Origin of the sequence: Anaplasma marginale str. Florida, assembly GCF_000020305.1 — a bacterium.
Classification (GTDB): domain Bacteria; phylum Pseudomonadota; class Alphaproteobacteria; order Rickettsiales; family Anaplasmataceae; genus Anaplasma; species Anaplasma marginale.
The window spans coordinates 1,118,263-1,136,643 of the sequence record NC_012026.1 but is presented as its reverse complement, the minus strand read 5'-3'; the positions used below and the strand labels follow the sequence as shown (position 1 = coordinate 1,136,643).

The window sequence follows — 18,381 nt, the reverse complement described above, 5'->3', positions numbered from 1 at the left end:
GCTAAGGGCTATAACGGTGCATCGGCCGCAAAAAACCCAGTTGAGTTTTTTGTGAACTGTGATAGGATTTTCAGGGCGGTGCGAGCAGATTGCGCGTGAAGTCGGTCAGGTTAGAAATAAAGCAGCCGTAGCGTCGTCTTTCTGGGTTGCGCTTCCCACTGTTGTTCCGAGTGTAGCCGTGAATTTAGCGCTTAAGTACAGGCCACGCAGCTTTGATGATCTCGTGGGCCAGGATGTCCTGGTGCGAATTCTTAGGAACGCGTTCACTATTGGCTCTCTAAGCTCCCCTATACTAATGGTAGGGGCAAGTGGGGTCGGCAAAACCACATGTGCCAGGATAGTCTCTCTGTGCCTTAACTGCGTTAACGGTCCTACCCCAGATCCCTGCGGGACGTGCCATGAGTGCGTTTCCATAAAAAACTCCACTAACCCAGATGTTATCGAGATGGATGCGGCCAGCAACACGGGCGTGGATGACATACGAGTGTTGTTGGAAAATTCTAGTTACCTTCCCACCTCATCTAGGTATAAAGTTTATATCATCGATGAAGTGCACATGCTTTCGATAAGTGCTTTCAACGCCCTGTTGAAGACTTTGGAAGACCCTGCGGAGCATGTGAGGTTTGTTATGGCCACAACGGAAGTGAGAAAAGTTCCTGTCACCGTGGCCTCAAGGTGCCACAGGCTAGATCTCTTCAAACTTACTACTGATCAACTCTTTGCTCATTTGGTCGAGATTGCCAAAAAGGAGGATATAGAGCATGACGGGGACGGGTTGCGGCTCATAGCAGAGAATGCTTCTGGGTCAGTGCGGAATGCCCTATTCCTGTTGGAGCAGTCTGCAATCTATACGAAAAACAAAATTCACGTTAGCGAGGTTAGAGCGCTACTTGGATGCGTAGATAAGCACTTAACCGAAAATTTGGTCAAATGCATATTGCTTGCCGATGCTTCGTCGGCGCTCGAGGTTTTTAGGGAATTGTGCTCCCAAAGCCTGCCGGTCCCCATATTGGAAGGGGTGCAACTGATAGTATACGAACTTTGCGTGACCTCAGTGAGCAAGGGACATAAATTTGACTTAGGGCGCGAGCTGCTGTCTACTGTAAGGTCTGGCTCCACCCCGTTTCTCTCCAGGGTGTGGCAAACCCTGACGCACGGGCTGCAAGAGGTGAAAAATGCCGATGACGTGCAGCGTGCTGGGGAGATGATGGTAATAAGGCTGTGTTACCTAAGTGATCTACCATCTCCGCAGAAGATTGCCGGGTTATTGCTCTCCAAGAGCAGGGAGGGAGCTCCGATGCACACTGTTAAAAAAAAAGTTGAGGGTGCAACCACGTATAGCTACGGAACACCGGAATTGGAATCCCGTACCATGGGTGGTACAAGTGGCGAAAGTGCTGGCCCTAGCCAGGTCGCAGCTAGTGAGAGCGCTCCTACCCAACGAGTGTATGACAATGAGCAGCGTACTGAACCCATGAAAAAAAATGGTGTCAATACTCATGACAAGGTGTACAATCCCGAGGAGGATGAGGCTGTGATGGGCGTGATGAGGGATTTTGAGGGCGCATCAGTCGTTGGTTGTTATGATTTGGTGTCTGAGTAGTTTATATGCCCTTTGATGACCAGAAGTTTTTCGATCTCCAGAATGCTATAAAAAAGAAGCTTGGTGAGTTTCGCGCGCACCAGGAGCCCAAGTCTTTTGACGGGCAATCGCTGGGTGGCAGGGTGCGCGTCAAGATAGTGCTATCCAACTTTTTAGAGTACAAAGTCCAGGAGGTGCGGGTTGACCCCTCAGTCCTGGAAGGCGAGGCTTTCATGGTGGAAGACCTAATCAAAGCCGCATTTGATGACGCGTTTAGGAAGTCGGTAGAGCATAACAAAGGTCTCATAAGTTCGCTAATGTCTTTCCATTTCTAGTATGAGTCGTATAGCTGTAGTTGGAGCTACTGGAAATGTAGGGAGGTTGGTGCTAAAAGTGCTGAGCGAGCGCGGTTTTTCTGTTGATAGTGTCGTAGCACTTTCTTCAGCCGAATCTGCGGGTAAGCGCCTGGGTTATGGTGAGAACTCTGAAATTCGGTGTGGCAGCCTGGATGAGTACGATTTCCACGGTTCTGAACTGGCGATTTTCGCCACCAGCGATGCAGTATCGGAGAGGTATGTCGGTAGAGCGGTGCAATGTGATTGTGTCGTTATTGATAGCTCGTCTTGCTACCGCATGGATGACGACGTTCCGCTGGTTATTCCGGAGGTAAACGGAGACGCCATAGCCTCGTATACCAACAAAAACATCATTGCAAGCCCTAACTGCTCAGCCACGCAGATGCTGGTAGCGCTTAATCCATTGCGTGCTGTGGCGGGAATAAAGCGGGTGGTGGCGTCAACATACCAATCTGTTTCCGGTGCTGGAAGGGGCGCGATGTCTGAGTTATATGACCAGACTAAGGCCATGTTTGTAAACAAGAAGCTAGAACCGAGCGAGTTTCCCAGGCAGATATCTTTCAATTGCATTCCGCATGTAGGTGAGTTTTTGGAAGATGGTTCAACGACCGAAGAGTGGAAGATGTCCGCTGAGGCGCAAAAGATCATGGGTGAGGACATAAAAATTGTTGCGACTTGCGTTAGAGTTCCAGTATTTGTATGTCACTCACAGGCTCTGAATATCGAGTTTCATAGCGCAATTTCTGTGGATGCAGCATACGAAGCGTTGAGCGAGGCACCGGGCGTCCTAGTGCTTGGTAACGAGAGCAGCATGCAATACGTAACCCCGATAGACTGCGTTGATGATGATGTAGTGTATGTATCTAGAATCCGCAAGGATACAACCGTGCCTTATGGGTTGAGTATGTGGGTAATATCTGACAACCTGAGGAAGGGTGCTGCATCTAACTTAGTGCAGATAGCGCAGATTTTGGTTGAGGAATATCTCTAGATGGGTGTGAATGGGAGTGAGAGCTCTTATTCTGGCTGCTATTTTACTCATTTTAGTTGATATTATACCGTTTGTGTGTTAGCATGTATGGTTTTCGAAGAGGAGCGGTTGTAATTTATGAACGATTACAGTGCCCAGTTCCAAGGCGCTTATTACTGCGCGGGGCTCAGGAGCTACTTGGTTAAGGTGTATAACTACATGGCTGCGGCCCTGGGGCTTACCGGTGTTGTTGCTTTGATGACTTCCTTTTCTCACGGGTTGATGAGTGTTCTTTACGGAACCCCACTGCACTGGGTGGTGTCTCTTGCCCCCATCGTCATGGTGTTCTTTCTCTCCTCCAGGGTGCACAGCATGAGCGTGCAGGCGGTGTTTGCGGTGTTTTTCGGGTTTGCGGCCACGATGGGGCTTTCCCTCTCGTACATGTTCATGGTGTACACCGCGCACAGTATAGCCAGGGTTTTCTTCATATCCTCCGCTATGTTCGGTGTGATGGCATTCTACGGGAATACAACCAAGAGAGACCTGTCTAAATTCGGCACTTTCCTCATCATGGGGGTTGTCGGGATATTGATAGCCTCGGTCGTGAATATATTCATGGCGAGCGGTCCGCTACATTTCGCTATATCGGTGGTTGCTGTGGTAGTGTTCACTGCGATGACAGCTTTTGATGCTCAGCGCATCAAGGACATGTACTACCGGTTTAATGATGGCTCTGAGGTCACTTCGAGTAAGATGGCCGTTATGGGCGCGACCAGCTTGTACTTCAACTACATAAACATTTTCCTTAGCCTGTTGCATCTCATGGGAGATCGCAGATAACAGATGTGTCCCCCTGTACAACAAGGGGACAAGGCTGTTTCCTATCACCAGCGCCTCGACCTTAGCGCGCTGCGTGGGGTGGCGGCCGCCCTTTCTAAGTCCTTGGCGGGGGATATGGCGGTTGCTATCAGTGGGGACTTAGGCGTCGGGAAGACTGAGTTTTGCAAGGCGATTATTCTTGAGTTGTCGAGTGCCAGCTTTCTTGGCAGCCCTACGTTTGGTGTAATCCACGAATATGAGTGCCCTGGGTTTCTTTTGTATCACGTAGACTTATACAGGCTCTCTTCCGTTAAGGAAGTGCAGGAGGCTGGTGTTTTTGACGTTTTAGCCGGCAATTTGGTGCTTGTCGAGTGGCCCGAAATTCTTGGTAATTGCGTGAAGTTTGATTTGGAACTCAATGTCACCTATTCCAGTGCGGGTAGCGATATGCGTGATATTGCGATACGGAGAAACTCCTGAGGTGTTATCTCGCCACTGACGTGGGTCACAAGGCTTTCCTTTCTAATCAGCGCACAGTTACGTACATAGCGCCGTGGCTTGTGGTGTGTCTGCCGCAGTTAATGCCGGAATGGGGTGCCCCGTGCGGCGTACCTTGGGTGATGAATTATCGACGCATTTACCCAGAGTGCTATCCTAATGATATGGACCGTAAACCGGTATCACCAAAGTCGGTAGGTACAAACCAATTCAGCAAGTAATGGCACAGTGTATCTTTTTACGGCGGTAGTATGCAGGTAGCAGACTCCCGTGCGCGCCAGCAACCATGAGTGCTACCTAAACGGAAACCTGGCCCCTGATTTACGTGGGGCGTAAAACTCTAGAAACCACCAAGCGAATGTGCCTGGTAGCAGGGGGACGATATTGGCTACTGCAATGAAGAAGAGGAAGAACCACTCCCCTTACTACCAAAGACCATACTCATCACATTTCCATCCATTCTAGGAGAAGACTCTGGTCTAGCAACTCCTTCAGTATCATTCACTAAACGATCTAGAATACCTAACCCCACTTCCTTATACTGAAGCTCACGTCCCACAAACCTTATAGACACCTTAACCTTATTTCCCTTCTCTATGAATCCTTTGAGGTTGTTGAGCTTAATGTTATAGTCGTTGTCCTCAATGTTTAGCCTGAACTTCAGTTCTTTGAGTGAGGAGGATCTGCTTCTCTTGGGCCCTCCAGACTTCTTTTTGTTGTACTTCTGCTTGCTGTAGTTGAATATTTTGCATATCGGGAACTCTCCCTCGCTGACTACCTCAACCAGGTCTAGCTCAGCTTCCCGAGCCATGGCGATAGCCTCGTCTATGTCGACTACACCAACCATAGAACCTTTCTCATCAACGAGTCTAACTTTCCTGGCTATTATTAATTCGTTAATTCTCGGCCCTTTTCTCTCCACTTTTAACCCATGAACCCAAACTAAAGAAGCTAGCGCATGCTAACACAAGTCAACAGCGTTTTCAACGCTTTACCAGCCGCCATTCGACAAGTCTCACCCGACCCGTAGCGCCTTACGGACACACAACGGTCACCTGCTTCGCTTTTCCCCACCACCCATACTATTGGTACTTTGTTAAAAATGGCTTTACGTATTTTGTGACTTATGTTTTCCTCTGCTGCGTTCAATTCTACTCGCACATTTTCCTGCGATGCCATTTCTGCCAGGTCCCTTGCATATTCTGCTACCTCCCCACTTACGGTGAGTATTTCTAGCTGCACTGGGGCGAGCCACGCAGGAATATTGCCTGCGTAATGCTCGATTAGAATGCCGATAAACCTCTCAATAGTTCCCAAAACAGCCCGGTGTATAATTACTGGAATGTGTTTTTTCCCGTCCTCGCCTATATAATATGCACCCAGTCTGTCGGGTAGTACGAAATCCAGCTGTACAGTGCCGCACTGCCACTCCCTACCTATTGAATCTTTGAGGGTAAACTCTAACTTAGGGCCGTAGAAGGCCCCCTCTCCCTTATTGATTGTATATTGCACTCCCAATGCATTCATGGGCTCCATTAGAGATTGCTCAGATCTATCCCATATCTCATCAGACCCTATTCTGTTTTCTGGACGATCTGAGAGTTTTACTGTGACGCTATCGAAACCAAAATCCTTGTATACCTCCATGAGTAGCTCATAAAATCGCAGCACTTCGTCTCTGACCTGCTCATGCGTGCAGAATATGTGTGCGTCATCTTGTGTAAATCCCCGAACTCTCATAAGCCCGTAAAGCGAACCCGAGGGCTCGTTTCTGTGGCACATGCCAAATTCCGCCATACGGATAGGTAGCTCCTTGTAACTTCTTATCTTTGATTTGAATATCTGTACGTGGCATGGGCAGTTCATCGGTTTTATAGCGAGTTCTTTCTTGTCGTCCTCCACTACGAACATGTTTTCTTTAAACTTCTCCCAATGGCCTGACTTTTCCCACAGCTTTCTGTCGAGCATTATCGGAGTTTTTACCTCAAGATACCCGTGCTTCTTGAGTTTGCACCTTATGTATTCTTCGATTATGCGGTATATCACCCACCCTTTGTCGTGCCAGAACACCTGACCGAGCGCTTCATTTTGTATGTGAAACCATCCCAAATCTTTAGCTATTTTTCTATGATCTCTCTTTTCTGCTTCTTGCATGTTGTGAATGTAGGACGCAAGCGCTTCGCTGCTATGCCATGCGGTGCCATAAACTCGCTGCAACATCTTGTTTTTTTGGTCTCCAAGCCAATATGCCCCGGAAATTTTGGTGAGCTTAAATGCTTTGACGTACCTAGCAGATGGGGCATGTGGCCCCCTACAAAGATCCACGAACTCTCCGTGTTTGTAGACAGTTATCTCCTCGCCTAAGGGAACTTTGGATAGGATTTCTAATTTGTAGTGCTCGCCCAAATCTTCGAAGAATTTTATCGCGCGTTCCCTGGGCCAAACTTCCCTAACAAACCTTTCGTCTTTGGCAATAATGTCTGACATCTTTCTCTCTATGGCCTCAAAGTCTTTCTCAGACAGGCTATGGGAGAGGTCAAAGTCATAATAGAATCCATTCTCGATGGTGGGGCCTATTGCCAGCTTAGTATCAGGGAAGATCTCTCTTACTGCCCTAGCCATGATGTGAGCCGCGTCATGCCTGATTATATCCATTCCAGTGTTGCTTTCTATTGTTACCGGGTCAACAGAGCCATCTTTGCTTATTGGGGTTGCTAGATCTTGTAAATTTCCATCAACAAATAGCGCAACTATAGACCCTGCTATTTCAGGGAACATGGCCGATGCCACCTCGGAACCCGTGACATGCTTGTGAAACGCCGCCGCTGTCTTGTTGGGAAAAGAGGTGGTAATGTTTATCATAGGCGGTGATTTCCATAGGGAGCCGCACTATAATAATTCCATTTTAGGTCTGTAGCGAGCTTTATATGCTGATTCCAGAAGCCTTAATTGCAGAGGCGGCCGTGTGTATACAGCGCTTGCAACGGCAGAGCTTAAAGGTCTCTTTTGCCGAATCCTGTACGGGGGGGTTGCTGGCATTCGTTTTTTCGTGTGTACCCGGGGTTTCTAGCGTTCTTTTTTCTTCCGTCGTAACCTATGCAACACGCTCGAAGCACTTTCTGCTTGGGGTTCCACAACAAGAAATAGATAAATACGGTGTTGTAAGCGAGGAAATTGCCGGTATGATGGCTGAAAATGTACTAAAAACACTAGAGGATGTTGATATAGCAGTCTCGATAACTGGTATAGCCGGTGCTACCGCCCATTTTACAAACCAAGCCCCTGCTGCTACAGAGCCAGAAACCGGAGTTGTTCATATAGGGCTCGCTAAACGAGGCTCAAAGGTGCAAACATTTCGGTATGACTGGAACCACCTCTCACGGTTTGAAGTCCAAAAAGCGGTAGTACAAAAAGCTATAGGCCTCCTAACACTGGCAGCGTCCAGCAGCTGAGTGCAGCTAGGATGCTGAGGCAGAACGCTGGCTAGCAATACGCTTCTTGCGGGTATCCCCAGCCTCTTTAATTCTTGCCGCCTTTCCGAAGAGTTTGAGCATGTAATACAGTTTAGCCCTGCGCACCCTACCGTACCGCACTACCTCCATGGACTTTATGTTTGGGGAATGCAGGAAGACCTGTAACTGTATGCTTTCATTGTAGCTTATCTTGCGCAGAACGAACGACGAATGCAGGCCTCTATTGCGCTTTTTGATGCACACTCCCTCAAAAGTCTGAACCCTCCAGTTCACTCCGTCAAAAACGTTTATTCCTACCTTAACAGTGTCTCCAGGGAGGAAATGAGGCCTTTCAACTCCAGAAAGTGACTCTATCTGTCTTTTATTGAACTCTTCTAGTACGCTACTCATTTGAACTCCCTTCTTCTTCTCCGCCGCAATCCTTCAGCAAATCTGGACGCCTGCGTTCCGTAATGATCCTGGACATCTTACACCTCCAAAGCTCAGTTTCCTTATGGTTTCCTCTGAGAAGAACATCAGGAACCGAGACCCCCTTCCAACTGGCAGGCCTTGTATACTGAGGGTACTCCAGCCCACAGTCAAAGCTCTCACGAGTAAGACTGTCTTTGTTGCCGATTACCCCGGTGACCATTCTAACACAAGAGTCAATCACGACCATGGCCGCCAGCTCTCCGCCGGAAATCACATAGTCGCCTATGCTGACCTCCTGGAAGTTATAAACGTCGACAACCCTCTCGTCAATACCTTCGAAACGCCCACAGAGTAAAGTTATATTGCCAAAATGGACAATCTGTCTAGACATATCTTGAGTGAACTGCTTTCCCTTCGGGGAAGTGTAGACCAATCTGGTGTCAGGATGTGCCTCCAGCACGCTATCTATGCACCTACCAAGCACATCAGCCTTCATCAGCATTCCCGGGCCACCGCCGTACGGCTTGTCATCAACTGTTGAGTGTTTGTCGCTGGCAAATGACCGAATGTCAACCACATTCAGAGACCATAAGCCCTTCCTTAGCGCGTTACCTACTGTAGAATATCCAAGAGGACCCGGGAACATATCTGGAAAGATGGTCAAGACGTTGAAAATCATCTGCTACCCACACCAATAACTTCAGGTGGAACAACGATAACAACTCTGCGCTCCACGTCTACCACTGGGAAAGTTGACCGCGAGAAAGGGACCATCACTACCTTACCTGTGCTTGTAGACAGCTCTATAATGTCGCACGACCCAAAATTGAGTATGGCCGAGATAACTCCATAGGCTGTGCCATCTTCGAGTTTGGCATCCATCCCGATGAGTTCGTTCTCGTAGAATTCGTCTTCCTGCAGCCTCGGTAAACTAGATCTGCTGACGTAGAGGCGTTTACCGCGCAGCTTTTCTGATTCTGTCCTTGAGCTAAGCCCGTCAAATTTTGCTATTACGCTATCCGCCCCCAGCACTGACACTACTGTTACGTTAAAACAATTGTGCCCGTCAGTTAGCGGGCCATACGCTGATATATGAGATGGATCTTCAGTAAACGTTCTAACCTTCACGAGTCCCATGACCCCATGTGGAGCGCGCACCACGCCCAGGAGCACCATATCACCGCGAACCATGATTTTTAGGTGTATACACAATGCTGGAATTTTACATCCTAAGCATGCCGCCAGCAATCCTAAAACGCCTAAAGTTTGTCCAGCATTTTGAAAAAGTCCTCACACTTTTCCTCGCTGGTAAAGTTTATAGTGAGCTTCTTGCCGCTTTTCCTCACCCTAACCTCAGTATCCAGCCTGCCGGGCAGGAAGCTCTCAATGCGCATGGTGGTGGCCTGCACAATGTCTGTGTGGTTTTGCAGGTCCTTCACCATGGCCTCAGTTTCTCTCACACTCATGCCTGAAGATAAAATCCTCTCGGCCAACTCTTCAGGATTTTCTGCGCCCAACAGGCATCTTGCGTGGCCGAAAGATATGGACCTGTCGCTTATCATGCGCTTTACAGAATCTGGTAGCGTAAGGATGCGTAGTATATTGGTTATGTGGCTCCTGCTTCTACCGAGTATCGCAGCCAAGCTTTCGTGTGTATGGTTAAATTCGTCGATGAGCTTCTTGTATGACTCAGCCTCCTCTAGTGCTGTCAAGTCCTCCCGCTGGATATTCTCGATTACCGAGATCTCCAGACACTTGCTATCGCTAACGTTCCTGACGATTACGGGTACGTCTACAAGCTTTGCCGCTATGCTTGCTCTCCACCTGCGCTCTCCAGCTATGATTTCGTACCTATCCCCCACAGCGTCCTTTCTTACAATAATTGGCTGGATAAGCCCGTTGCGGGCGATAGAGCTAGCCAACTCCTTAATGGCTGCCTGATCAAATTTCCGCCTCGGTTGAAATCTTCCTGGATGTAACATGTTTACCCTAATGCGCGTTGGGGCCTCCATGGTTAAAGTAGCCGCATCGCCCTCACTTTCTTCTCCAATTAGCTCCAGAATTCCTTTACCTAAGGATCTCTTCATTGCTTTTGCTCCAAAACTTCGCCCTCTGCACGAAATGCCTGCACTCTATTTTGCTGCTCTAGTATTTCTTTTGCCAAATATATGTAAGACTGCGAACCCGGGCACTTATAGTCATAGATTATTGCCGGCTTTCCGTGCGATGGGGCTTCAGATAGCCGAACGTTTCTTGGTATTACAGTTTTATATACATTCTCGCGTAGATGCTCCCTGATGTTTTCCTCTACCTGCTCACTCAGATTGTTTCTGCGATCATACATCGTGAGTAAAATGCCCTCGATAGTCAGAGAGGGATTTAGGCGCTTTTTGACGAGATTTACGGTTTTCATTAAGTGTTTTAGCCCTTCCAGTGCGAAGAACTCACATTGCATGGGGATGATCACGGAATGCGCTGCGGCCAATGCGTTTATAGTGAGCAAGCCAAGTGACGGAGGACAATCTACAAATACGTACTGATACTCCGCAGTGTGTAGTAGGCAATTTTTCAGTACAAACTCCCTGGACTCCATCTGTGCAAGCCCCAACTCTGCCGCAGACAGATCAATAGTAGAAGGTACGATGGATAGATTGGGTATACAGGTACTTCTAATCGCTTCTGTAATCGGATGGTTATCGACCAAGACCCTGTAAATGTCCGGCGATCTTGAAGAGTACGGTATGCCCAGCCCGCTACTGCTGTTGCCCTGCGGATCAAGGTCTACCATTAGGGTCGACTTCCCGACAACAGCGAACGCCGTTGCCAAGTTTATGCTAGTTGTAGTCTTACCAACGCCGCCTTTCTGATTTACAACCGCAAAAACCTTAGCCATTGACAATACCGTCCACTGCTCGGATTATACGTGAGTGGCTGGCATTGTCACCCTAAATTTTGGTAGGCTTGTCGGCATGCTATGTTTCACGTGGAACATATGGATTGCGTATTCCAAGCTTGGCAAGTAGCCCCACTTCCAATGCCTGCATTGTGATTGCCTCTTCGGGTTCCTCGTGGTCGTATCCCAATATATGCAACATTCCGTGTATCAGCATATGAAAGAAATGCGACCTGACAGCCACGTCCATTTCCAGCGATTCTTCCGCTATCCGTTCCATGGACAAATATATTTCTCCCAAACAGCAGCCTGGAGATAGTTTTTCATAACTGAAGGAAAGGACATTGGTGGCTTTGTGGATTCCCCTGTACTGGGAATTGAGCTCGAGGAGTAGTGCGTCATTGGCCAAAACAACAAAAACTTTTGGGTCATACTTGGTAATGTCTAACTCTGATAAACAAAACCTGATCACACGTTTCGCGGAGGTTTTGGGCTTACCAACCAATTTGTACCACCCTCGTGTGTGTATATTAACTTCAATCATGTGATGCTACACGCGTGTGGTGTTTATACTGCGCAGCAAGGCCTCTTTCCCGCGTATAGCTCGGTGCGCAAAAGTGCTTACTGCCTGTGGAGTGCCACGTTCCCAGATGCGGACGATTAGTTGTTGCTGCCGATGATGCGCATGAAGTGCGGCGTGCCAAATGTATGAACCACTGCCATGTATGAATATAATACGAGTATGCGTTGATTGATGTTCCAAATTCCATTTCGGCTTGACTACAAAATCCTTCCTCCCTGCCGGCACCTCTTTACTATACAACTCCATCTGGTGGGCGAATTTCTGCGCCCGCGCCATCACGGGACCAGACGCTGCCACACCCTTTCGTTGTTGGCAGATTTGCCACTGCCCAATGTTTTCACAATTTTTCCTTTTTTCTGAGGAATGCCGGTACGTCGAATGATTCACCCCAGTTAAATGTACCGGATTTTTGAGGCGGCTGCTGTTTTTCCGCGGCAGCATGCGCATCAGCCATGGCATCCTCCTCAGGAAGACTAGGCTTGTAATAGGCCATGGTGCTGCCATTCTCGGGATTGAGCGAGCTTAGTTCACTATCGAAATCAAAATCGCTGATTCGCTGCGGCTGTTGTTGCTCGACACTATGGGGCCTTTGCGCGGGGCGCACACTGTCGATACCAGTGGCAAGAACAGAGACTCTAATCTTCCCGCTGCTTTCCTCGTTGAACGTGGAGCCAAATATGATGTTGGCATTATCATCGACTTCTTCCCTGATTCTGTTCGCGGCCGCGTCCACTTCAAACAAAGTAAGGTCCAGGCCCCCAGTGATATTTATCAAGATCCCCCTGGCGCCCTTCATGGAAATATTATCAAGAAGGGGGTTGGAGATCGCGGCTTCTGCGGCGATTACAGCTCGATGCTCTCCCTCTGCCTCTCCAGTTCCCATCATTGCCTTGCCCATTTCGCTCATCACAACTTTTATGTCGGCAAAATCGAGGTTGATCAACCCAGGCATCACCATAAGGTCAGTTATGCCTCTTACTCCCGTATGAAGCACCGTATCCGCGAGCTTGAACGCGTCCGCGAAGGTGGTATTCTCGTTTGCGATCCTAAACAAGTTCTGGTTCGGGATTATTATAAGAGTGTCTACATACCGCTGAAGTTCTTCCAGCCCCAAGTCGGCGGTTTTCATCCTATGTGCACCCTCAAAGTGGAACGGCTTGGTTACCACTCCTACAGTCAGGATTTTGTTTTCCTTGGCAGCCTTAGCAATCACGGGTGCGGCGCCTGTACCTGTGCCGCCCCCCATACCCGCTGTTATAAATAGCATGTTGCTGTCGGCAATTTCTCCCATGATCTCGTCTATGGACTCCTCAGCGGCGCCCCTTCCAACTTCTGGTAGGGAGCCAGCGCCTAGCCCCTTCGTTAGGTTGATCCCGAGCTGAATTTTCTTTTCTGACAGAGAGCAATCAAGCGCTTGGGCGTCTGTGTTGGCAACTATAAAGTTGACCCCCTGAAGGCACGACTGTATCATGTTGTTTACTGCATTACCGCCAGCGCCACCAACGCCCAGAACTGTGATTCTGGGCCGTACTGCAGATACGGATTGGTGGTCAGGCAAGTAGACGTTCAACGACATTGGCATATGAAACAAAAAGCCAGCCCGAATGCTACTACTTTCGCGAGTTCATGTAAACCCTTAAAGTTGGCCTGCAAACGGGCACAGATCCCTTTTGAAACGTTTTTTAAGGCTTTGTAAATATGGTGGCTGCGTCATAAAACGTGCCGGAGCCCCGTGGTTCCACCAAGGAATGGCTCAACTCCAGAGAGTTGCGGGTTTTGTTTTGCTGCACAATTACTCTAACATGGCTGCAGGGCCGGGCTTTGTATGATAACTACCATAATGAGCCGTTTACAACCTTGACTTTTGTTTTCTAAATGGTTAAAGCAGGGGCAGCATGGTTGAGTCGTAACGTGATTGCGGATGCACCGCATGGTTGTGGTGCTTGGGCGCGTGCGGCGGGCCCTGTTGGTGATCAGAGAGGGTTGAAAGGGATGGCTTTGCGGTGGAGGCTCGCCGTTATAACCTTGGCGGTGTGTTTTTTATGTTTGTTGCATGCAGAGGTGTGCTCTGCTGCAGGGTTTTACGCTTCTATGGGGTATCGGCCTGCGCTTCAGAATATTGGTAGGCTTGCAATGTCAATGGATGGGCGCACTGCTGATGTTTTTGCGCCGGGTCTGGATACATGTTGCGGTCCTCTGGAGGCGCGTGAAGTTGATAGCCGCATGATAGAAAAAATGCGGTCAGCAAGGGCCGCTTCAGTGACGTACTCTTCTGACTACACGGGTGTGTTTGGTGTTTTGGGTGCTGCTGACCGCGGCTTTAGGTTGGAATTTAAGGTTGCGAGGAGCTTTTTTGGTGCTATACGCACCAGGGGTGACGCCCTCATTGACCATAGGGATGTACTATTAGTCCAAGAAATACGCGAAACTGACGATGCCGCTGCCACAACAAATGCTGCTGCCACAACGAATGCTGCTGGTGCTGGCAGCAGTGCTGGCCAACAGCCGTCTACTGCGCCAGCGCCCGTAACCGATGGGCTGGTGGCGGTGCGTCACAAAGGCATTGGTAGCACTACTACCATGGTGAGCGTATGTTACGACGCCGATAGGCAATTCATAACGGCTCCGTTCGTGCCACACTTTTGTGTTGGATCTGGAATTGATGCTGTGGATCTGCTTGATATGACTAGAGCTGCTTTCTCCGTGGAAGGGAGCATTGGGTTCCATCAACAGGTGTCTCAGTCACTGCAGTTGGTAGTTAGCGCCTTTGTGCACAGAGTTTTAGATAGCACTTTTAACGATGTGCCTGTCGCTTACCAATGGGGTGCGTCTAGCAGGACCAGGGATGACCCCCGTCGTAGTTTAGATGTACGAGTTTCAGACGTGCATATAAGCTACCTAGGGGCAGAAATTGGGCTTAGGTGGTTCTTCTAGCGGCGTTATGTTGCCTTCTTGCTTCTCCTAAGTGCGCAGCCGCTTGGGTGTGTATGCGCGTATTTTCCTCTGCATTAGCTCTTGGTTAACGTTTTTGTTCTAGAAAGGCGCGCTGCAGCGCCGAGCATCGTTGAGAATTCTTTATAGTTGAGAGATTTCGAAATCGTGTGAGAGTTGCCGCTTCCGGCTAATTTTTAGGGGATAATTATGGGATCTATGATGAGGGCAACAAAAAAAGGCAGCATTTCCGTTCGAGTGTGGATATTCATCGCGGTTTTGCTTTTTCCTCCACAGGCCTTTTCCGCAAGCAATTGCCCGTTACGCAAATTCAGATCACAGGGGCGAGCGTACCTTATTGGCGCTTACAAAAGCAGCTTTCCCGATTTTGGTAATTTGAAGATAAGCGAAGGGCAGCTTTCTACGCCAGGAGTGGCAACAGTTGCGCAAATGAGCATGAATGGGAGCGTTATTGTTGATATACACAACCACAAAGCTTTTGGGCCGTATAGGCCGCCTTTTTACAATAGCGATTATCTGGAATTTGCTGGGGGTGTGGGCTACAGCGCTGGCCCCGTGAGACTGGAATTAGAGCGGTTTCACAGTGTGTTTGAGACAAAAGGCGGGGTTGGTTCGGTCAATAAGGACGATGCATGCAACATAGCGCTAGTCAGGGCTCAGACAATAATGCCAGGGAACTACGCAGTTGTGGAAAACAGGAAAATCGACGTATCCTCCGTAGCGCTGAACTTATGCTACGAACAGATACAAATTAGTGCTGCACTTGGATACGTATGTGTGGGCGTAAGCGGGAACAGGTTGAGTCTGCTAAACACTGGCGACGTTACTCATGGATATCAGGGCAAAATGGGTGTGGGAATTCCGATGACGCGGGGTGTGACGCTATTTATTGGTACATACTACCACATGCTTCACAGCAGCCGCTTTAGTTCCGTGGCACTTGTAGTACCTGAAAGATTTGATATCGTGCCCAAACCTGTGGCTGCTAAAGCCAATATGCGCATAGCTCACTTTGGAGGGGAATTTGGCGCTAGGTATATGTTTTAGCTCACTACAACCCTCAAACATCACTCCTCATTCTCTGCACTTTGCTACGTGCTCACCGCAGAGATTGCAGGTTATTGGCTCATGATTCTTTGAATGCACTTGACGCGTGTATACTACGGGAGTAAATACTTGGTGTACGATAGCCCGCTGTTATGGCGGGCTATCGTGCGTGGCTTTGTGTTGAGGGTTTCAGATGAGCTTTGTAAGGTTTCTTGCCGTATCTCTTGGTTGTGTTTTCTTGGCCTACTCGTCATCTGCAGTTTCTTTTTCCTTGGATGGCATAGCACGCGGTGTGGGCGGATTGTATATTGGGGGCATGTATAAGCCTGCCTCTCCTATTTTCGGTGACCTGGCATTTAAGGGTTCTTTCGACACTTCTTTTAGAACTGCGCCCCTGAATGCGCTGCCCATGCTGTGGTTTGCTGGACAAGATCAAGATGTGCGGCATGTGCGCCTAAATGGTGTTACTATCGCAGCAAACTCGTTTGACCCTTGGCCGGTGCTGGCGCGGGGCTCCGATTACCATAGTAGCGCGCATGGTGTTGCTGTGGTTTTGGGGTACCCTGTGGGCCAGGTTAGGGCTGAGCTGGAGCTGGCTAAGCAGAGCTTTGACGTAGGACGGGGGGGAGGCCCCGCGTCCGGCCACGATGAGGGTGTGGTGGGAGATCTGTACGCTTCTGAAGGCTATAGATACTCCGCCGTGCACATGAAGCTTTCTTCGGGGAAAGGGGCGCCTGCTACTCCTCCTGCCACTACTGATGGCGGCGATGCTAACGCTATGGTCATTGTGAAAAACGAAGGGGTACAGCTCTCCTCGGTGCTTGCTAGTTTGTGCAGGGATTTTAGTATCAGCTTGAATGAGAACATTCTGCCATATGTGTGTGCTGGGTTTGGTCTGGAAAAAGTAAGCATGTTCGACTCTGATGCTAAAAGGGTTTCTTACCAGGCGAAGATTGGTGCAAGTTATAAGTTTGGCAATAATGTTCACGGGTTTGCCAGCCTCTACTACCGCGCGCTTGCGGGCAATGGCGAGGTTATTCTTACACAGAGTGGTTACGAGGTTGTGAGGACTGACTGCTCCCGTCATACCGGCAGCAAGACCCATGCTAAGCTGCTACCTGTGAACTTGCCCATCGGTATGGACATAGCTTACTTCGGGCTAGAGGCTGGGCTGAGGCTTTCTCTCTAGGAGAGGAAATTGCCGGTGGTGGCGTGTTGTATGGCGCCACTAGGGTTTTGTTGGTGTTTTGCCGTGTATGTGGTAGCCTTGCCCGGGTGCCGTTTTCTCGCGGGTTGCTATGTCATTTGCGGGTCTTGGGGAGTTTGTAAGCTTCCTGGAGGCTAGAGGGTGTTTCGTCCATGTACAAGGGGAAGTATCCTCAGTTTTTGAAATTACAGAAATTCACAGAAGGTTGGTGGCAGCGCAGGGTCCGGCTGTGCTTTTCAAAAATGTGGTCACAGAACATGGGCCTTGCAGCATACCAGTCTTGGTTAACCTGTTCGGCACTGTTGAGAGGGTTGCACTTGGCCTTGGGGTCGAGCCTTGTGGTCTACGCGGTATAGGGGAGCTGCTGGCTTTTTTGAGGTCTCCTACTCCTCCAGAATCTTTTAGGGACCTACTAACTATGGTTCCCATGTTGCGTAATGTTGTTGCTGCGCGCACTAGGGTTGTCAAAAAGGCGCCGTGCCACGAAGTGATTATGGTTGGTGACGATGTAGACCTACGTAAGCTACCCATACAAACCTGTTGGCCTGGGGAGCCAGCTCCTCTTATAACATGGCCCATAGTTGTGACGCGCGGGCCGTCTGCGTCTCGTGAAGATAATTTCAACCTCGGTGTGTATCGCATGCAAGTTGTTAGCAAAAATTCCACAATCATGCGATGGCTAAGGCACCGAGGTGGGGCGCAACAGTATCGCAGATGGGTGAAAGAAGGCAGGGGGGATTTTCCCGCAGCTGTTGTCATAGGGTCTGACCCTGCAACCCTAATTTCTGCGGTCGCTCCCGTTCCTGATACCATCTCTGAGTACCAATTTGCTGGTATTTTGCGCAAACATCCCACAGAGCTTGTTGAGTGCATAACGGTGCCCCTAAAAGTGCCCTCGAATGCTGAAATAGTATTGGAAGGGGTGGTAAGTGCCGACGAATTTCTCGAAGAGGGGCCATATGGCGATCACACAGGGTATTATAACAGTGTGGAGAAGTTCCCAAAATTCACGGTGACGGCCATAACCATGCGCTCTTCACCGATATACATGAGCACTTTTACCGGGAGGCCTCCGGATGAATGCTCTGTGCTGGGAGAGGTGTTGACGGAGCTCCTAATCCCTATGTTAAAGTTGCAATATCCGGAAATCACAGATTTTTGGCTGCCTCCAGAGGGATGCTCATACCGTGTGGCCGTGGTTTCCATCAAAAAGGCGTACCCAGGGCACGCGCGGAGGATAGCCATGGGGGTTTTGTCCTATTTGCGGCAGTTTTTATATGTCAAGTTTGTCATAGTCGTCGACGAGGACATATGCGTGCGAGATTGGAAGGATGTAATATGGGCGATGTCTACCAGGATGGACCCCGCCCGTGACACCATGTTCATTGAGCGATCTCCCATTGACTACCTAGACTTCGCCTCCCCTGAGGAGGGGTTGGGCAGCAAGGTTGGGTTTGACGCGACGAACAAAATTCATCCAGAAACCACCCGCCTTTGGGGTATCCCTCTGAAAATGAGCGAAGATATTACTGAACGGGTGACATCACGATGGGCCGAATACGGATTTAGAGATTAGCCACCACAGCATCT

19 protein-coding genes and 1 other RNA gene are annotated in these 18,381 nt (G+C 49.2%); 11 read left to right on the top strand and 9 right to left on the bottom strand.

What is annotated here, in order from left to right:
- Positions 1-68: 68 nt before the first annotated feature.
- The 6 genes from ffs (at position 69) to tsaE (ending at position 4,207) form a co-directional block, all read left to right on the top strand.
- An RNA gene (gene ffs, locus AMF_RS10360) (signal recognition particle sRNA small type) lies at positions 69-167 on the top strand.
- An 11-nt stretch (positions 168-178) separates the two neighbouring features.
- Positions 179-1,603, top strand: coding sequence for a DNA polymerase III subunit gamma/tau (gene dnaX, locus AMF_RS09805; protein WP_011114657.1), 1,425 nt, complete (start codon positions 179-181; stop codon positions 1,601-1,603).
- Positions 1,604-1,608: 5 nt separating this feature from the next.
- A complete protein-coding gene (locus AMF_RS09800; RefSeq protein WP_010266474.1) occupies positions 1,609-1,917 on the top strand; it encodes a YbaB/EbfC family nucleoid-associated protein in 309 nt (102 codons plus the stop codon).
- Between the two features lies 1 nt (position 1,918).
- Positions 1,919-2,929 carry an aspartate-semialdehyde dehydrogenase gene (locus AMF_RS09795; RefSeq protein ID WP_011114656.1) on the top strand — a complete coding sequence of 337 codons (1,011 nt, stop codon included), beginning with the start codon at positions 1,919-1,921 and terminating at the stop codon, positions 2,927-2,929.
- A 117-nt stretch (positions 2,930-3,046) separates the two neighbouring features.
- The gene (locus tag AMF_RS09790; protein ID WP_010266466.1) at positions 3,047-3,748 is read left to right on the top strand and encodes a Bax inhibitor-1/YccA family protein; all 702 of its coding nucleotides are present in this window, start codon (positions 3,047-3,049) and stop codon (positions 3,746-3,748) included.
- Between the two features lie 3 nt (positions 3,749-3,751).
- A complete protein-coding gene (gene tsaE / locus AMF_RS09785) occupies positions 3,752-4,207 on the top strand; it encodes a tRNA (adenosine(37)-N6)-threonylcarbamoyltransferase complex ATPase subunit type 1 TsaE (RefSeq protein WP_010268962.1) in 456 nt (151 codons plus the stop codon).
- A 406-nt stretch (positions 4,208-4,613) separates the two neighbouring features.
- Here the strand turns inward: tsaE and infC are convergent, their stop codons facing one another.
- Together infC and thrS are read right to left on the bottom strand one after the other, a co-directional pair.
- Positions 4,614-5,147 carry a translation initiation factor IF-3 gene (gene infC, locus AMF_RS09780; RefSeq protein ID WP_010266456.1) on the bottom strand — a complete coding sequence of 178 codons (534 nt, stop codon included), beginning with the start codon at positions 5,145-5,147 and terminating at the stop codon, positions 4,614-4,616.
- Between the two features lie 29 nt (positions 5,148-5,176).
- Positions 5,177-7,087: a threonine--tRNA ligase gene (thrS, locus tag AMF_RS09775; RefSeq protein WP_010268959.1), complete on the bottom strand. Its 1,911-nt coding sequence runs from the start codon at positions 7,085-7,087 to the stop codon at positions 5,177-5,179.
- A gap of 65 nt (positions 7,088-7,152) precedes the next feature.
- Here thrS and AMF_RS09770 point away from each other — a divergent pair, with 65 nt between their 5' ends.
- The gene (locus tag AMF_RS09770) at positions 7,153-7,677 is read left to right on the top strand and encodes a CinA family protein (RefSeq protein WP_010268956.1); all 525 of its coding nucleotides are present in this window, start codon (positions 7,153-7,155) and stop codon (positions 7,675-7,677) included.
- Between the two features lie 6 nt (positions 7,678-7,683).
- Here AMF_RS09770 and rplS read toward each other — a convergent pair whose 3' ends face one another.
- The 7 genes from rplS to ftsZ all read right to left on the bottom strand — a co-directional run bounded on the left by rplS (position 7,684) and on the right by ftsZ (position 13,161).
- On the bottom strand, positions 7,684-8,088 hold the full coding sequence (gene rplS / locus AMF_RS09765; protein WP_010268952.1) for a 50S ribosomal protein L19: 405 nt from the start codon (positions 8,086-8,088) through the stop codon (positions 7,684-7,686).
- Positions 8,081-8,788 (bottom strand): tRNA (guanosine(37)-N1)-methyltransferase TrmD, encoded by a 708-nt coding sequence (gene trmD, locus AMF_RS09760; RefSeq protein ID WP_010268948.1) that lies wholly within the window; start codon positions 8,786-8,788, stop codon positions 8,081-8,083. The genes rplS and trmD overlap by 8 nt, the downstream gene beginning before the upstream one ends.
- On the bottom strand, positions 8,785-9,285 hold the full coding sequence (gene rimM / locus AMF_RS09755; protein WP_010268944.1) for a ribosome maturation factor RimM: 501 nt from the start codon (positions 9,283-9,285) through the stop codon (positions 8,785-8,787). Before rimM ends, trmD begins: the two co-directional genes overlap by 4 nt.
- Positions 9,286-9,368: 83 nt before the next feature.
- Complete coding sequence (locus tag AMF_RS09750; protein WP_010268939.1) at positions 9,369-10,196, bottom strand: ParB/RepB/Spo0J family partition protein; 828 nt, start codon at positions 10,194-10,196, stop codon at positions 9,369-9,371.
- The gene (locus AMF_RS09745) at positions 10,193-11,002 is read right to left on the bottom strand and encodes a ParA family protein (RefSeq protein ID WP_010266435.1); all 810 of its coding nucleotides are present in this window, start codon (positions 11,000-11,002) and stop codon (positions 10,193-10,195) included. The genes AMF_RS09750 and AMF_RS09745 overlap by 4 nt, the downstream gene beginning before the upstream one ends.
- Before the next feature lie 79 nt (positions 11,003-11,081).
- Positions 11,082-11,546: an rRNA maturation RNase YbeY gene (gene ybeY, locus AMF_RS09740; protein ID WP_010268936.1), complete on the bottom strand. Its 465-nt coding sequence runs from the start codon at positions 11,544-11,546 to the stop codon at positions 11,082-11,084.
- 376 nt (positions 11,547-11,922) lie between these two features.
- Positions 11,923-13,161 carry a cell division protein FtsZ gene (gene ftsZ / locus AMF_RS09730; protein WP_035017643.1) on the bottom strand — a complete coding sequence of 413 codons (1,239 nt, stop codon included), beginning with the start codon at positions 13,159-13,161 and terminating at the stop codon, positions 11,923-11,925.
- A 299-nt stretch (positions 13,162-13,460) separates the two neighbouring features.
- On the opposite strand from ftsZ, the gene AMF_RS09725 reads away from it, so the two are divergent.
- From AMF_RS09725 to AMF_RS09710, 4 genes are all read left to right on the top strand, one after another.
- Positions 13,461-14,519 (top strand): P44/Msp2 family outer membrane protein, encoded by a 1,059-nt coding sequence (locus tag AMF_RS09725; protein ID WP_012659140.1) that lies wholly within the window; start codon positions 13,461-13,463, stop codon positions 14,517-14,519.
- Between the two features lie 216 nt (positions 14,520-14,735).
- Entirely contained in the window at positions 14,736-15,584 is an 849-nt protein-coding gene (locus tag AMF_RS09720) for a P44/Msp2 family outer membrane protein (protein WP_227013276.1), read from the top strand.
- Positions 15,585-15,777: 193 nt separating this feature from the next.
- Positions 15,778-16,773 (top strand): P44/Msp2 family outer membrane protein, encoded by a 996-nt coding sequence (locus AMF_RS09715; RefSeq protein ID WP_010268919.1) that lies wholly within the window; start codon positions 15,778-15,780, stop codon positions 16,771-16,773.
- Between the two features lie 109 nt (positions 16,774-16,882).
- Positions 16,883-18,367 (top strand): UbiD family decarboxylase, encoded by a 1,485-nt coding sequence (locus tag AMF_RS09710; protein ID WP_010268916.1) that lies wholly within the window; start codon positions 16,883-16,885, stop codon positions 18,365-18,367.
- The last annotated feature ends 14 nt before the right edge of the window (positions 18,368-18,381 follow it).

Excerpts from the sequence above, each read along its gene's own strand:
- AMF_RS09725 (WP_012659140.1), top strand. The coding sequence starts at position 13,461 with ATGGTTAAAGCAGGGGCAGCATGGTTGAGTCGTAACGTGATTGCGGAT.
- rplS (WP_010268952.1), bottom strand. The coding sequence starts at position 8,088 with ATGAGTAGCGTACTAGAAGAGTTCAATAAAAGACAGATAGAGTCACTT.
- AMF_RS09790 (WP_010266466.1), top strand. The coding sequence starts at position 3,047 with ATGAACGATTACAGTGCCCAGTTCCAAGGCGCTTATTACTGCGCGGGG.
- AMF_RS09745 (WP_010266435.1), bottom strand. The coding sequence starts at position 11,002 with ATGGCTAAGGTTTTTGCGGTTGTAAATCAGAAAGGCGGCGTTGGTAAG.
- AMF_RS09770 (WP_010268956.1), top strand. The coding sequence starts at position 7,153 with ATGCTGATTCCAGAAGCCTTAATTGCAGAGGCGGCCGTGTGTATACAG.
- rimM (WP_010268944.1), bottom strand. The coding sequence starts at position 9,285 with ATGGTGCTCCTGGGCGTGGTGCGCGCTCCACATGGGGTCATGGGACTC.
- AMF_RS09720 (WP_227013276.1), top strand. The coding sequence starts at position 14,736 with ATGATGAGGGCAACAAAAAAAGGCAGCATTTCCGTTCGAGTGTGGATA.
- thrS (WP_010268959.1), bottom strand. The coding sequence starts at position 7,087 with ATGATAAACATTACCACCTCTTTTCCCAACAAGACAGCGGCGGCGTTT.
- AMF_RS09800 (WP_010266474.1), top strand. The coding sequence starts at position 1,609 with ATGCCCTTTGATGACCAGAAGTTTTTCGATCTCCAGAATGCTATAAAA.
- ybeY (WP_010268936.1), bottom strand. The coding sequence starts at position 11,546 with ATGATTGAAGTTAATATACACACACGAGGGTGGTACAAATTGGTTGGT.
- ftsZ (WP_035017643.1), bottom strand. The coding sequence starts at position 13,161 with ATGTCGTTGAACGTCTACTTGCCTGACCACCAATCCGTATCTGCAGTA.
- trmD (WP_010268948.1), bottom strand. The coding sequence starts at position 8,788 with ATGATTTTCAACGTCTTGACCATCTTTCCAGATATGTTCCCGGGTCCT.
- AMF_RS09710 (WP_010268916.1), top strand. The coding sequence starts at position 16,883 with ATGTCATTTGCGGGTCTTGGGGAGTTTGTAAGCTTCCTGGAGGCTAGA.
- AMF_RS09795 (WP_011114656.1), top strand. The coding sequence starts at position 1,919 with ATGAGTCGTATAGCTGTAGTTGGAGCTACTGGAAATGTAGGGAGGTTG.
- AMF_RS09750 (WP_010268939.1), bottom strand. The coding sequence starts at position 10,196 with ATGAAGAGATCCTTAGGTAAAGGAATTCTGGAGCTAATTGGAGAAGAA.
- tsaE (WP_010268962.1), top strand. The coding sequence starts at position 3,752 with ATGTGTCCCCCTGTACAACAAGGGGACAAGGCTGTTTCCTATCACCAG.
- AMF_RS09715 (WP_010268919.1), top strand. The coding sequence starts at position 15,778 with ATGAGCTTTGTAAGGTTTCTTGCCGTATCTCTTGGTTGTGTTTTCTTG.